Origin of the sequence: Pseudomonas sp. CFSAN084952, from assembly GCF_009648855.1 — a bacterium.
In the GTDB taxonomy this organism is placed as follows: domain Bacteria; phylum Pseudomonadota; class Gammaproteobacteria; order Pseudomonadales; family Pseudomonadaceae; genus Aquipseudomonas; species Aquipseudomonas paracarnis.
Genome location: NZ_CP045767.1, coordinates 763,736 through 777,799, shown reverse-complemented (window position 1 = coordinate 777,799; position 14,064 = coordinate 763,736). Strand labels below are relative to the sequence as shown.

At 59.0% G+C, this 14,064-nt stretch carries 12 protein-coding genes; 5 read left to right on the top strand and 7 right to left on the bottom strand.

What is annotated here, in order from left to right; translation table 11 throughout:
• Positions 1–5: 5 nt before the first annotated feature.
• The 5 genes from GH769_RS03550 to GH769_RS03530 all read right to left on the bottom strand — a co-directional run bounded on the left by GH769_RS03550 (position 6) and on the right by GH769_RS03530 (position 4,281).
• Complete coding sequence (locus tag GH769_RS03550) at positions 6–617, bottom strand: flavodoxin family protein (RefSeq protein WP_014717308.1); 612 nt, start codon at positions 615–617, stop codon at positions 6–8.
• A gap of 4 nt (positions 618–621) precedes the next feature.
• Complete coding sequence (locus GH769_RS03545; protein WP_014717307.1) at positions 622–1,308, bottom strand: iron-containing redox enzyme family protein; 687 nt, start codon at positions 1,306–1,308, stop codon at positions 622–624.
• Positions 1,301–1,855, bottom strand: coding sequence for a hypothetical protein (locus tag GH769_RS03540; RefSeq protein WP_019817825.1), 555 nt, complete (start codon positions 1,853–1,855; stop codon positions 1,301–1,303). Before GH769_RS03540 ends, GH769_RS03545 begins: the two co-directional genes overlap by 8 nt.
• Positions 1,856–1,868: 13 nt before the next feature.
• Positions 1,869–3,224, bottom strand: a complete 1,356-nt coding sequence (locus GH769_RS03535; protein WP_014717305.1) for a phenylacetate--CoA ligase family protein — start codon at positions 3,222–3,224, stop codon at positions 1,869–1,871.
• A gap of 424 nt (positions 3,225–3,648) precedes the next feature.
• Positions 3,649–4,281 (bottom strand): TetR family transcriptional regulator, encoded by a 633-nt coding sequence (locus GH769_RS03530; RefSeq protein ID WP_020300997.1) that lies wholly within the window; start codon positions 4,279–4,281, stop codon positions 3,649–3,651.
• Positions 4,282–4,546: 265 nt separating this feature from the next.
• Here GH769_RS03530 and GH769_RS03525 point away from each other — a divergent pair, with 265 nt between their 5' ends.
• The 5 genes from GH769_RS03525 (at position 4,547) to GH769_RS03505 (ending at position 12,727) form a co-directional block, all read left to right on the top strand.
• Complete coding sequence (locus GH769_RS03525) at positions 4,547–5,695, top strand: efflux RND transporter periplasmic adaptor subunit (RefSeq protein WP_014717303.1); 1,149 nt, start codon at positions 4,547–4,549, stop codon at positions 5,693–5,695.
• Positions 5,696–5,698: 3 nt separating this feature from the next.
• A complete protein-coding gene (locus tag GH769_RS03520) occupies positions 5,699–8,860 on the top strand; it encodes an efflux RND transporter permease subunit (RefSeq protein WP_014717302.1) in 3,162 nt (1,053 codons plus the stop codon).
• The gene (gene adeC, locus GH769_RS03515) at positions 8,857–10,314 is read left to right on the top strand and encodes an AdeC/AdeK/OprM family multidrug efflux complex outer membrane factor (protein ID WP_003189337.1); all 1,458 of its coding nucleotides are present in this window, start codon (positions 8,857–8,859) and stop codon (positions 10,312–10,314) included. Before GH769_RS03520 ends, adeC begins: the two co-directional genes overlap by 4 nt.
• A 180-nt stretch (positions 10,315–10,494) precedes the next feature.
• Complete coding sequence (locus GH769_RS03510; RefSeq protein ID WP_019817827.1) at positions 10,495–11,745, top strand: OprD family porin; 1,251 nt, start codon at positions 10,495–10,497, stop codon at positions 11,743–11,745.
• Between the two features lie 82 nt (positions 11,746–11,827).
• Entirely contained in the window at positions 11,828–12,727 is a 900-nt protein-coding gene (locus tag GH769_RS03505) for a polysaccharide deacetylase family protein (RefSeq protein ID WP_032903221.1), read from the top strand.
• Positions 12,728–12,855: 128 nt separating this feature from the next.
• On the opposite strand, the gene pcaC is transcribed toward GH769_RS03505, so the two are convergent.
• Complete coding sequence (gene pcaC / locus GH769_RS03500; RefSeq protein ID WP_003189316.1) at positions 12,856–13,254, bottom strand: 4-carboxymuconolactone decarboxylase; 399 nt, start codon at positions 13,252–13,254, stop codon at positions 12,856–12,858.
• A 10-nt stretch (positions 13,255–13,264) separates the two neighbouring features.
• On the bottom strand, positions 13,265–14,056 hold the full coding sequence (gene pcaD / locus GH769_RS03495; RefSeq protein WP_032903222.1) for a 3-oxoadipate enol-lactonase: 792 nt from the start codon (positions 14,054–14,056) through the stop codon (positions 13,265–13,267).
• Positions 14,057–14,064: the final 8 nt, after the last annotated feature.

The window sequence follows — 14,064 nt, the reverse complement described above, 5'->3', positions numbered from 1 at the left end:
ATTCATCATCCCGTTTGAAATTGGACTTGCTTGAGCAGACGCAGGCGCTCCGCGCCTTGGCGTGGGTGTGCATTCAATTTTTGAAAGTGTTCAAGGAGGCGATCCAGCGTCTCCCGCAGAGCCTGTTCCGCCTCAGTGTCCTGAACCAGTTGCGTGTTGAATGTGGCTGGAAAGCCGGAGCCAACGAGCACCATCTTGTTCAACAGAACGTTCAGCACCACCTGACTGAACACGGCCGTATGTCCGTACCGGCGCCCCACCACTGCCACCGCGGCAAGCTTGTCCCGCAACGGCCGCTCCCTGGGGCGCAAAAAGCCGTAACCCACCCGTTCCAGGAACGCCTGGAACCGGCTGTTGGTACCATAGGCATGCATGACGGGTAGATACAGGATGGCGTCGGCCCTGGCCATTTCATCGACAATCGCGCCGACATCGTCCTGCAGTAAACAATCGCGATGTGAGCACGCGTTATCAGCGTCGCAATAGTCGATACGATAATCGCGCAGCCAAAGGTCTTGGACAGAGGCGCGTCCCTCCAAGTGGCGTCGAATCAACGACACCACCTGGCTGCTGACCCCGTGCAAGCGGTTTGACCCGACAATGACGATCAGCTTCATCAGTTCAGGACGCCTTGGCCAGCGGCGCGTCGGCGATACGCTCGTATTCGAGCAACGACTCTTCCAGCAACTGACCGGTGAGGTACAGGGTCACCCGGGCGACTTCCTTGATAAGCGTCCGCTCTTCATCCGTCCTCACCGAGCGTTGCATCGCAAGACGAACTTCTTCGGAGTGTTTTTCGTCAATGCTCGAATGGGCGACGAAGAATGTCATCTGCTCGTCCTTGAGCCCCAGGTCGGTGCGAAACTTGTTTAGGATCGGCTGGATATGCTCATACACCTCCTCCGCCCAATAGCTGTAACCCAGTCGCGCGACCGGCCCAAGACGAATGGCGACGTCATTCAAATAAGCGATCAGCGCCTGAGTAGGCGGGAGCGGCGCGGGCAGTGATACAGGCAAGGCGCCGATGGATTCCAAGTCGCGAATCACCATTTTTTCGTGCCCCAATTCTTCAAGCGCATGCTTGTAGACAAAGCGAAGTAACGTAGTCTGACTGGGGTCCGCGCTGAACGCACAGGCCGCCTGATTAATCGAGTTGAAACGGGTGTAGTGATAAACTTGGAGCATCACCTGCTGATAAAGCTCGACCGTCATCGTCTGCTCAAGGCTGTGATTCCAATAACGTCCTTTCTTGATTTTGGCCCAGCCGCTATCAACAATCGCGTCCAGTTCTTTGAAAAAATTATCCATGAGCTATTTTTCCTTTGATGGTGTTAAAGACGGTTTCCAGTTCCAGGTAAACCAAACTGTAATCCCGTGATGACTGGCGGTTCGTCCAGGTAATATCGTCAGCCAGAACATGGCCGCCGATATCGACATACAGGGCAGCCAAACGCCCACGGCATAAAGCCGAGATGTACTGAAAGTGCGTATTAGCCTTCAACCAGATGGCGGTTTGCAGAAGAAATGACCTCAAGTGCAATCCCCCTCTGTATTTTTCATCCAACACCAACCGATTGGCATCAAATGAGTCCAGGGGGTGAGCAAAGTAGTGGCCTACGTCAACTACACGTTCGACAAAGCTCATGCCATGCCCCAATGGCGTTATCCGGATAGCGCCGACTATCTCGTCGCCGTCGAAATAAGCCATGTGGTACGAACAGGTATCGCGCACCACCTCGGCATCGAAAAAACTTTCCTCGTTGGCCGGGTTATCACCTATATAGCGAGACCTTAATGCGCAGACTTTCTGGAACAGTTCACTTTTCGCAGAAACGATTTTCACGGACATGCTCATGCGCAGACCCAGCCTAGCGATTGCGCTGATCGACGATTCGCGCTTCTTTCCAACTAAACCAACTGCCCAGGTTGACGTGATCATCCAGGTCATCGACGACCATGATCGTGGCCTCGACGCCCAGGCGTTCGCGTACACGCTCACGAATCAGTAATGTCAATTGGCTGCGGTCGCCTTCATAGAACCTGGACATTTCCATCTTGGCGATCACCGTATCCCTGCCGTTCACGGAGTTAATGACGATCTGATAACCCAGACATTGCTCCACACCTTCAAGCAGCGCCTGCTCGATATGACCAGCGGTGAAAGCCTTACCGTTGAGCGTCATCGCATCCTTGACCCGCCCGACCACTTTCATGACGTGCGCATGGGCGATAGGGTTCTTCGGATTTTTTTGTATGCAAACCAGGTCGCCCGTACGGTAGCGAATCAGCGGCTTCACTCCATCGATCAACATTGTGACGCACAGCTCCCCTTCGCCACTGTCACCCAGGCTTTCACCCGTTTGCGGATTCAGCACTTCAATGATGTAGTTGAGTCGGTGAGGCATCAGTTGATCGCTGGCGTTGGCCGCGGCAATGATCATTGTTTCCTGGGAGCCATACAGGCTGTTGTAGGCTTCACAGCCCCAGAGGCTATACAAGTTGTTCTTCAGCGCTGGCGTGCACAATTCGCCGCTCATCATGAACGCCCGCAAGTGAAAGTCCTGACTAGGATTGAAGCCAAGTCGCTCGGCTTCCTTGGCCAATGCCAGCAATAGTCCAGGTGCGGACGCAACAACACCAATACGCAAATCCTTCATCAACTGGAGCGTCTTGGGGTACCCGATGACGGGGGAATGTGGCCAGATTTTGGCGTTACAGACCCCCAGTTGTTGGCAGACATCGCCCAAGGTATCGCCGAAGGAATGCACCTCGGTCGGTCCCATGACGCCTACAACTGTTTTCTCTGTGGGGAAATGCTTCTCCAATACCGCTTGATATGACATGGCCAGTTGTTTGTTGCTGGCATAACTTTCCTTCTTATCCCTCGGACAAGGTGTCGCTGGGCCGGTGGTACCGGTGGTTTCGTAGTAATAGATACTGTCTTCCAATGTGCCTGACAGGATGTCCAGCATGGACTCGCGCAAATCGTCCTTGGTGGTAAAAGGCAGTGACGAAAGATTCGCCAGCGTGACACCGTCGACATTGATGTCCTTCAAATGCCCGGCATAGAAAGCGGACTTGTTTTTAACGTGGCGCAAGACTGTTCTAAGCTGGGCTTCATGCCATTGCTTCAAATCGTCTTCACTCAACGTATTAGTCCAATACGCCCGGTGCACAGCGTCATACTTTACGGTGAACTCATCAAACACCTTTACCGCACCCATAACCTGCTTCCTCATCGACATAGGTTTTTCGCCACTGCGGCTGCCCGCTCTGGATGCAGACACTAACGAGCCACAAAAAACCACACACCTGTCTACTCAGGCAGTTGTTATCGGATAACCTTTATGCTAGGCGGCCGCGCACTTGACCGCCTTCACTCGCCCAGCGCTGTCAAGTCCTAACCACCCTCCCTGGCATTCAATTGAAATAAAAAAGCCCCGGCTTTCGAGAGCCAGGGCTTTTTATGGGCCGCAGGTAACATTCCTTCACAGCCTTGCAACAATATCGCTACAAAATACTTAGCCGGCTACCTATCAACCGCCCGCCAGGCCGTATATAAAGTCACCCCACAAATCAGGCAGAAGGACGATTAACTGTCTTTAGGCTTTACTGTTGACACAACGGGTTGCAATTACGCATTTTGTTTCAATTGCGCAGGCTGGGGCTCAGGCGCAGCATGTCCAGCCCTATATCCGCCCAGCGCTCGGCGTCCTGATGCAATTGAAAACTGTCAGGCACCAGCAGCCACTGGCCGATCAACCCGTGGATAAACGCATGAATACACACGGCCCCACGGGTGGTATCCAGCGTGGCTGGAAGTTGCCCGCGATGGACCGCGTTACGCAACGTCAAGCCGATGCGCAGGTTGCACTCAAGGGTGTGGGTCTGGCGTTGGCGGCGCATGTCGCACATTTCATCGGTGAACTCGCACTTATGAAACAGAATCTCGTTGATGCGCCGGGTTTTCGGGTCCAGGGCCACTTCATGGTAGAGATGAATCAGCAGCTTGCGCATACAGCCGAGCGGGTCGGCTTCATCCTCGCTTTCACTCGCCCGGGCCAGTTCGTCCAGCGGTTCGTGCAGCGTGTCGAGCAGGGCCTGGAGCAAATCGGACTTATTGCTGAAATGCCAATAGATAGCCCCGCGCGTCACCCCTGCCAGCGCGGCGATGTCCGCCAGGGTGGTGCGCGCCACGCCACGCTCATAAAAGGCTTGCTCGGCGGCTTGGAGAATCTGGCTGCGCGTTTCCTGAGCTTCCTCTTTGGTGCGACGAACCATGGCAGTAAAACCTCAATCAGGACACTGTGGATGGTACTTGACCATCATCTGAATAATTGTGGGACGACGCCGTCATGGGCGCCGAACGTACTAGAATCGAGGCTTGCAGCGGTGCTTTGTCAGCATTGCGCGAAGCCTGTCAAGAGTTTACAAACAACCATGAACGTAAGTATATTGCGTAGCAAGCTACTTATCCACTCACGGCTTGTTTTTTACCCTTCCACACTTCTTGTGCGCACTCTGCGCGCCTGACCCGAGGATCTTCATGCAACTTAAGCCAGCTGTTACCGCTCTGGTCACTGCCGTCGCCCTGGCATCGCTGCTCAGCGGATGTAAAAAGGAAGAAGCGGCACCGCCCGCTCAAACCCCTCAGGTCGGCGTGGTCACCATTCAACCGCAAGCCTATACCCTGACCACCGAGCTGCCAGGCCGCACCACGGCCTTCCGCATTGCGGAAGTTCGGCCGCAGGTCAACGGCATCATTCTCAAGCGCCTGTTCAAGGAAGGCGCCGACGTGAAGGAAGGGCAACAGCTCTACCAGATCGACCCGTCGGTGTATGAAGCCACGCTCAAAAGCGCACAGGCGAGCCTGACCCAGACCAAATCCATCACCGATCGCTACAAGCAATTGGTCGAGGAGCAGGCCGTCAGCCGTCAGGAATACGACACCGCCGTTGCCAACCGCATGACTGCCGAGGCAAACGTTCAAACCGCCCAGATCAACGTGCGCTACACCAAGGTGTACGCGCCGATCTCCGGGCGTATTGGCCGTTCTTCGGTCACCGAAGGCGCACTGGTCAGCAATGGCCAGGCCGACGCCATGGCGGTGATCCAGCAACTGGACCCGATCTACGTCGACGTCACGCAATCTTCAGCTGAAATGCTCAAGCTGCGTCGCGACCTGGCCAGTGGCCAACTGGAAAAAGCCGGCGACAACGCTGCCAAGGTCAAGCTGACCCTGGAAGACGGCACGGCCTACGCCCAGGACGGCAAGCTCGAGTTCTCCGAAGTGTCGGTCGACCAGACCACCGGTTCCGTGACCCTGCGCGCCGTGTTCCCCAACCCTGACCACGTGCTGCTGCCGGGCATGTTCGTCCACGCCCAGTTGCTGGCCGGTGTGAACAGCAAGGCCATCCTGGCTCCGCAACAAGGCGTGACCCGTGACCTGCGCGGCATTCCGACGGCGCTGATCGTGAACAAGGACAACAAGGTCGAGCAACGTGAACTGGTTGCCAACCGTACCGCCGGTGCCTACTGGCTGGTGGAAAAAGGCCTCAATGCCGGTGATCGCGTCATCACCGAAGGCTTGCAGTACGTCAAGCCAGGCGCCGAGGTGAAGGTCACGGAAGCCTCCAACGCTAAACCCGCCGGTACTGCCGCAGCGCCTGCTGCCGCTGCTGGTCAAGGGGAGTAATCCATGTCGAAATTTTTTATCGACCGTCCCATTTTCGCCTGGGTAATTGCCCTGGTGATCATGCTGGTCGGGGCACTCTCGATCCTGAAGTTGCCCATCAACCAATACCCGGCCATTGCGCCAACGGCCATTGATATCCAAGTGACCTACCCAGGCGCGTCCGCACAAACCGTGCAGGACACCGTGGTGCAGGTCATCGAGCAACAGCTCAACGGTATCGACAACCTGCGTTATGTCTCCTCGGACAGTAACTCCGACGGCAGCATGACCATCACCGTGACGTTCAACCAGGGTACCAACCCGGATATCGCCCAGGTCCAGGTACAGAACAAGCTGAACCTGGCCACCCCACTGCTGCCGCAAGAAGTGCAGCAACAGGGTATCCGTGTGACCAAGTCGGTGAAGAACTTCCTGATGGTGATCGGTCTGGTGTCGGAAGACGGCAGCATGACCAAGGACGACCTCTCCAACTACATCGTGTCCAACATCCAGGACCCGATCTCCCGTACCGCGGGGGTGGGTGACTTCCAGGTGTTCGGTTCGCAGTACGCCATGCGTATCTGGCTCGACCCGGCCAAGCTCAACAACTACCAGCTCACGCCAGTGGACGTCAGCAATGCCATCAAGGCCCAGAACGTGCAGGTGGCCACCGGCCAACTGGGCGGCCTGCCTGCCCTGCCCGGCACCCAGCTGAACGCCACGATCATCGGCAAGACGCGCCTGCAAAGCACCGAGGAATTCGCCAAGATCCTGATGAAGGTGAACACCGACGGCTCCCAGGTTCGCCTGGGTGACGTCGCGCGCATCGAACTGGGCGGCCAGAACTACAGCATCAGTGCACAGTTCAACGGCAAGCCGGCTTCGGGTATGGCGATCAAGCTGGCGGCCGGTGCCAACGCACTGGACACTGGCAAGGCCATCCGCGAAACAGTCAAGTCCCTGGAGCCGTTCTTCCCGCCAGGCATGAAGGCGGTGGTGCCGTATGACACCACGCCGGTCGTGACCGAATCGATCTCCGGTGTGGTTCACACCCTGGTCGAAGCGATCGTGTTGGTGTTCCTGGTGATGTTCCTGTTCCTGCAGAACTTCCGTGCCACCATCATCACCACCATGACCGTACCGGTGGTATTGCTGGGCACCTTCGGGATCCTGGCGGCGTGCGGCTTCACCATCAACACCTTGACCATGTTCGGCATGATCCTGGCCATCGGCTTGCTGGTGGACGATGCCATCGTGGTAGTGGAAAACGTCGAACGGGTAATGGCTGAGGAGCACCTGTCGCCCAAGGAAGCAACGATCAAGTCCATGGGCCAGATCCAGGGCGCCCTGGTGGGTATTGCCCTGGTACTGTCGGCGGTACTGCTGCCGATGGCGTTCTTCGGTGGTTCTACCGGTGTGATCTACCGGCAGTTCTCCATCACCATCGTTTCGGCGATGGCGTTGTCGGTGCTGGTTGCCCTGATCTTCACCCCGGCGTTGTGCGCCACCATGCTCAAGCCGATTGATCCGGAAAAACACGGCCAGCCCAAGCGCGGCTTCTTCGGCTGGTTCAACCGCACCTTCGACCGTGGCGTACTCAAGTACGAGCGCGGCGTGGGCGGCATGATCAAGCACAAGATCCCGGCATTCCTGGTGTACGCGCTGATCCTGGCCGGCATGATCTGGATGTTCACCCGTATTCCAAGCGCGTTCCTGCCTGAGGAAGACCAGGGTGTGATCTTCGCCCAGGTGCAGACACCGGTCGGTGCTTCGGCTGAGCGCACGCAAAAAGTCGTCGACGACATGCGCGCCTTCCTGCTGAACGACAAGGAAGGCGAGCCAGGCGAAGGCAAGGCAGTGAAATCGGTGTTTACCGTGAACGGCTTCAACTTTGCTGGCCGTGGCCAGAGCTCGGGTCTTGCGTTCGTGATGCTCAAGCCGTGGGACGAGCGGGATTCGAGCCAGTCGGTGTTCGAAGTGGCTAAGCGTGCCCAGGGTTACTTCTTCGGGGCCTTCAAGGACGCCATGGTATTTGCCATCGTGCCGCCTTCGGTGCTGGAGCTGGGTAACGCCACCGGTTTTGACGTGTTCCTGCAAGACCAGGGTGGCGTCGGCCACGACAAGCTGATGGCTGCACGTAACCAGTTCCTGGGCGCTGCGGCACAAAGCAAGGTGCTGGCCGGCGTACGCCCTAACGGCGTGAACGATGAGCCGCAGTACGAGCTGACCGTTGACGACGAGAAGGCCAGTGCCCAAGGCATCAGCCTCGCCGATATCCAGCAGACCCTGGCCATTGCCTTGGGTGGTAGCTACATCAACGACTTCATCGACCGTGGTCGCGTGAAGAAGGTGTATGTACAAGGTGACGCCGCCAGCCGTATGTCGCCCGAAGATCTGGACAAATGGTACGTGCGCAGCAACGACGGGAAAATGGTGCCGCTGTCGGCTATCTCGTCGGGCCAGTGGATCTATGGTTCGCCCAAGCTTTCGCGATACAACGGTGTAGCGGCGATGGAAATCCTCGGTACCCCGGCACCGGGCTACAGTACCGGTGATGCGATGGCCGAAGTCGAACGCATTGCCAAAGAACTGCCGGCCGGTGTCGGTTATGCCTGGACAGGCCTGTCGTACGAAGAACGCCTTTCCGGTTCCCAGGCGCCAGCCCTGTACGCACTGTCGCTTTTGGTCGTGTTCCTGTGCCTGGCAGCACTGTACGAAAGCTGGTCGATTCCGATCGCGGTGATTCTGGTTGTGCCACTGGGTGTGATCGGTGCACTGATCGCCACCAGCATGCGCGGCTTGTCCAACGACGTGTTCTTCCAGGTGGGCCTGTTGGTGACGGTGGGCCTGGCGGCGAAAAACGCCATCCTCATCGTGGAATTCGCCAAGGAACTGCACGAGCAAGGCAAAGGCATCGTCGAGGCGGCTATCGAAGCGTCCCGTATGCGTCTGCGCCCGATCATCATGACCTCGTTGGCGTTCATGCTCGGCGTACTACCGCTGGCAATCTCCACCGGCGCCGGCTCAGGCAGCCAGCACGCAATCGGTACCGGCGTTATCGGCGGTATGATCACGGCCACTGTGCTGGCGATCTTCTGGGTGCCGCTGTTCTACGCAACCGTGTCCGCCGCTGGCGAACGCAAAAAGAAAGACACTACTGAAACTCCTAAAGAGGCTGGCCAATGAGCAAGTCGCTACTTTCCCTAGCCGTCACCGCATTCGTGCTCAGTGGCTGCTCGCTGATACCTGACTATCAGCGCCCCGAAGCGCCGGTGGCCGCGCAGTTCCCGCAGGGGCCGGCGTATTCGTCGGCCCAGGCGCCGAGCCAGGCCGCTGCCGAGCAAGGCTGGAAGCAGTTTTTCCATGACCCTGCCCTGCAACAGCTGATCCAGACCGCGTTGGTGAACAACCGTGACCTGCGTGTCGCGGCGCTGAACATCGACGCCTATGCGGCGCAATATCAGATCCAACGTGCCGACCTATTCCCGGCCGTGTCGGCCACCGGTAACGGCAGCCGTTCGCGCACCCCGGCCAAGCTGTCGCAGACCGGCGAATCGACCATCGCCAGCCAGTACTCGGCGGGCCTTGGGATCAGCTCTTATGAGCTGGACCTGTTCGGTCGCGTGCGCAGCCTCAGTGAAGAAGCGCTGCAGAAGTACTTCGCCACTGAAGAAGCACGTCGCAGCACCCAAATCAGCCTGGTGGCCAGCGTGGCGAATGCCTACCTGACCTGGCAGGCCGACAAGGAGCTGCTCAAGCTGACCCAGGACACCCTGGCCGCGTTCGAGCAAAGCTACAAGCTCACCTCGCGCAGCAATGAAGTCGGCGTGGCCTCGGCCCTCGACCTCAGCCAGGCACGCACCTCGGTGGAAAACGCCCGTGTGCAACTGGCGCGTTACACCCGCCAGGTGGCCCAGGACGAAAACAGCCTGACCCTGCTGCTGGGCACCGGCCTGCCGGCGAATATCGCCAGCAAGCCGCTGTCCGATGACCTGCTCAGCGAAGTGCCGGCCGGGTTGCCATCGGACCTGCTGCAACGTCGTCCCGATATTGTGCAAGCCGAGTACAACCTCAAGGCCGCCAACGCCAACATCGGCGCGGCCCGTGCGGCGTTCTTCCCGAGCATCAGCCTGACCGCCAGCGCCGGTACTGCCAGCCCTACCCTGGGTGGCCTGTTCAAAGGCGGTTCGGGAACCTGGGCGTTTGCCCCGCAGATCAACATCCCGATCTTCAACGCTGGTAGCCTGCGCGCAAGCCTGGACTACTCGAAGATCCAAAAAGAGATCAACGTGGCCAACTACGAGAAGGCCATCCAGACCGGCTTCCAGGAAGTCTCCGACGGCCTGGCCGCGCGTGCGACCTACAAGCAGCAACTGGATGCCCAGCGCGGCTTCGTCGAGGCTAACCAGGATTACTACCGCCTGGCCGAGCGTCGCTACCGCATTGGTGTCGACAGCAACCTGACCTTCCTCGACGCCCAGCGCCAACTGTTCAGTGCCCAGCAATCGCTGATCACCGACCGCCTGGCGCAGCTCACCAGCGAGGTCAACCTGTACAAGGCCCTCGGCGGTGGCTGGAACGAGCAGACTGCGAAGAACGAGCCGTTGAAAGAACAAGCACCGCCGTTGAAGTTGTTCTGATAGCGCGGGTGTGAAAACCGCTTCCCTCACCGGAAGCGGTTTTTTTATGCCTGCATTGTTGCCCTTACAACTTGCGTTCGATCATCGCCCACAACCCACCTTCCCCTACTTTCATAGCCCCCGCACCGCCGCGCACCATGGCCGCCACCTGCATAAACCCAATAACAACAGGTTCACACCATGAGCACTTTCCAACCGCGCCAGCTGTTGCTGGCGGCTGCTGTCGCCAGTTCTGCCCTGCCCGTTCTCGCCCAGGATCACGGCTTTCTCGAAGACGCCAGCGCCAACCTCAACCTGCGTAATTTCTTCTTCAACCGCAACTACACCAACCCGACCAAGGCTCAGGGTGGCGCGCAAGAGTGGACGCAAAGTTTCATTCTCGACGCCAAGTCCGGGTTCACCCAAGGCACAGTCGGTTTTGGTGTGGATGTGCTGGGCTTGTACTCGCTCAAGCTCGATGGCGGGCGTGGCACAGGCGGCACGCAGTTGCTGCCGCTGGACCATGACGGCCGGCCAGCCGATGAGTTTGGCCGGCTGGGCGTGGCATTCAAGGCGCGCTTTTCCAAGACCGAGCTGAAGGTGGGCGAATGGATGCCGGTGCTGCCGATCCTGCGTTCCGACGATGGCCGCTCCCTGCCACAGACCCTGCGTGGCGGGCAGATCACCTCGAAGGAAATCGACGGCCTGACCCTCTATGGCGGCCAATTCCGCGCCAATAGCCCGCGGGACGACGGCAGCATGAGCGACATGTCGATGTTCGGCAAAACCGCCTTCACCTCCGACCGTTTCAACTTCCAGGGCGCCGAATACGCGTTCAACGACAAACGCACCCAAGTCGGCGTGTGGAATGCCCAGCTCAAGGACATCTACAGCCAGCAGTTCGTCAATCTGATCCACAGCCAGCCTGTGGGCGACTGGACCCTGGGCGCCAACCTGGGCTTCTTTTACGGTAAGGACGACGGCAGCGCCCGCGCCGGCGACCTGGACAACAAAACCTGGTCCGGTTTGTTCTCGGCCAGGTACGGTGGCAACACCTTCTACGTCGGCCTGCAAAAACTCACCGGCGACAGTGCCTGGATGCGCGTCAACGGCACCAGCGGCGGCACCCTGGCCAACGACAGCTACAACTCCAGCTATGACAACGCACAGGAAAAATCCTGGCAGGTTCGCCACGACTACAACTTCGCCGCCCTCGGTGTACCAGGCCTGACCCTGATGAACCGCTATATCAGCGGCAGCAACGTGCACACCGGCACCATCACCGACGGCAAGGAGTGGGGCCGCGAGACCGAAGTAGGCTATACGGTGCAAAGCGGCACGCTGAAAAACCTCAACGTGCGCTGGCGCAATTCGAGCATGCGCAGGGACTACAGCAACAACGAGTTCGATGAGAACCGGTTGATCGTCAGCTATCCGATCAGTCTGCTGTAAACCGGCATAGCACTTACTGTATGGTGCGCGCCTGCCGCTGCTGATCCCCCCAGCAGCGGCCTTTACTCGGGCCCTGCACGGCATGAAATCCTTCGCTACAGCAATCGCTTTGTTTGCCCTGGTCTTGAGCCTGGGGGGCTGTATCAGCGCACCCATCGCCCTGACACCACAGACCGAACAACGCCTGCTGGCCCAGGCGCCGATCCGCTTTTTGCTGACCTTCGACGATGGCCCAAGCGCCTCGGGCTACAACAATCCGAGCCGTTCGGTAGTGGCGGACCTGGCCAACAACCCGGTGCTGCCGGGGATCAAGGCGGTGTTCTTCCTGCAGACCGAAGCCGCTCGCGCAGGCGGCAGTTCCCGAGGCCGCAAGACCATGGAACGAGAATTCGCCGCTGGCCATATCCTGGCCTTCCACACGGCCACCGCGTTTCACACCAATCATCGCTGGCTGAACGACGCCACCCTGGAACACACCCTTACCGAAGGCGCCGCAGACATTGCCGCCATCACGGGCGCGCCCCCCGTGCTGGTACGCCCCCCCTTCTGGAACTACGACAAGCGCACCTTCGCCGCCTACCAACGCCACGGCATGCAGGTACTGTTGACGGATTTGAGTGCCAATGACGGCAAGATCTGGGGCTTCAACGCCAGCCCGCGTCGGCGGGCCAACCTGTATCGGCAACTGTCGGTGGTACGCGAACGCATCGCCTTGGGTGAACTACCGACAGTGGAGGGTGTGATCCCGGTAGTGGTGACCTTCCATGACATCAACCGCTACACCGCGCGGCATATGCAGGAGTACTTGCAGATTCTGATGGACAGCGCACGGGTCAACGGTTTGAAGACCGCGGCCGAGCCGTTCTATACCGACCACGCCGCGCTGGAACGCGCAGCGCTGGCCCGTACGGTCAAGGCTGTGAACGAGCCGGTGCATCTGCCTGGGGTGTGGAATTGGCTGTGGGATGCTGATTCCCACTAATACCTTAAACCTGTGACGATCCCCTGTGGGAGCTGGCTTGCCTGCGATGCAGACAACACGGTCCCCAGTCAGACCTCGTCGCTGCAATCGCAGGCAAGCCAGCTCCCACAGGTGATCGCCTTTCACATTCAGTCTTGTTGGCGAGACTCCACACCCAACTCATCCCACACTGACTCAGCCAAATGAAACGTCGCATTCGCTGCCGGAATCCCGCAGTAGATCGCACTCTGCATCAGCACTTCCTTGATCTCGGCGCGGGTTACGCCGTTGCTGGCGGCGGCACGCAGGTGCAGCTTCAGTTCTTCACTGCGGTTCATGCCGATCAGCATCGCGATGGTGATCAGGCTGCGGGTATGCCGAGGCAGGCCGGGACGGGTCCAGATGTCACCCCAGGCGTGGCGGGTGATCATTTCCTGGAACTCGCTGTTGAACTCGGTCAGGGCATTGAGGCTGCGGTCGACATGGGCATCGCCCAGTACTTCGCGGCGCACCTGCAGGCCCTCGGCGTAACGTTGTTTCTCGTCCACAAATAGCTCCTCAGCGGGCCAGCAGAAATTCGATCACCCGGTCGCTGAACGCAGCACCGGCCTGAACGTTGGACAGGTGCGCTGCATAGAACTCGGCGTACTCGGCGCCCTGCACATGGTTCTGGATAAAGTGGCCGCCAGCTGGCGGCGTCACCGCGTCTTCGGTGCCGGCAATCACCAGGGTCGGCACCTTGATCGAGGACAATTGCTCACGAAAATCCGCATCGCGCACGGCGCCGCAGTTGGCGGCATACCCCTCGGGCGAAGTGGCCGCGAGCATATCGGTGATCTGCTTGGCCTGGTGCGGGTTGGCAGCGGCGAAATCTGCGGTGAACCAGCGCGCAATGGACGCATCGCGCAGCGCCACCATCGCGGCGGCGCCATCACGCAGGACCATTTCGATACGCGGGTTCCACACCTCGGGCGTGCCGATCTTGGCCGCGGTATTACACACCACCAGGCGTTGCAGGCGCTCGCCGGCATGAATGCCCAGCCATTGGCCGATCAAGCCGCCCATAGACAATCCGCAAAAATGCGCCTTCTGGATATCCAGCGCATCCAGCAGTGCGAGCACGTCTGCCCCCAGTTGCTCGATGCTGTAAGGCCCCTCGGTCACCAGGGATTGGCCGTGGCCACGGGTGTCGAAACGCAGCACACGAAAATGCTCGGTAAAGGCCGGAATCTGGATATCCCACATATGCAGGTCGGTACCCAGGGAATTGGACAGCACCAGTACCGGTGCGTCGGCGGGCCCCTCGAGTTGGTAATGCAGTTCGCCCTCGGCGAGTTGTACAAAAGCCACAGCGGTCT

Bases quoted from the DNA above. Each gene is read 5' to 3' on its own strand.
- GH769_RS03505 (WP_032903221.1), top strand. From the start codon at position 11,828: ATGAAATCCTTCGCTACAGCAATCGCTTTGTTTGCCCTGGTCTTGAGC.
- GH769_RS03550 (WP_014717308.1), bottom strand. From the start codon at position 617: ATGAAGCTGATCGTCATTGTCGGGTCAAACCGCTTGCACGGGGTCAGC.
- GH769_RS03545 (WP_014717307.1), bottom strand. From the start codon at position 1,308: ATGGATAATTTTTTCAAAGAACTGGACGCGATTGTTGATAGCGGCTGG.
- GH769_RS03520 (WP_014717302.1), top strand. From the start codon at position 5,699: ATGTCGAAATTTTTTATCGACCGTCCCATTTTCGCCTGGGTAATTGCC.
- GH769_RS03540 (WP_019817825.1), bottom strand. From the start codon at position 1,855: ATGAGCATGTCCGTGAAAATCGTTTCTGCGAAAAGTGAACTGTTCCAG.
- GH769_RS03530 (WP_020300997.1), bottom strand. From the start codon at position 4,281: ATGGTTCGTCGCACCAAAGAGGAAGCTCAGGAAACGCGCAGCCAGATT.
- GH769_RS03510 (WP_019817827.1), top strand. From the start codon at position 10,495: ATGAGCACTTTCCAACCGCGCCAGCTGTTGCTGGCGGCTGCTGTCGCC.
- GH769_RS03525 (WP_014717303.1), top strand. From the start codon at position 4,547: ATGCAACTTAAGCCAGCTGTTACCGCTCTGGTCACTGCCGTCGCCCTG.
- adeC (WP_003189337.1), top strand. From the start codon at position 8,857: ATGAGCAAGTCGCTACTTTCCCTAGCCGTCACCGCATTCGTGCTCAGT.
- GH769_RS03535 (WP_014717305.1), bottom strand. From the start codon at position 3,224: ATGGGTGCGGTAAAGGTGTTTGATGAGTTCACCGTAAAGTATGACGCT.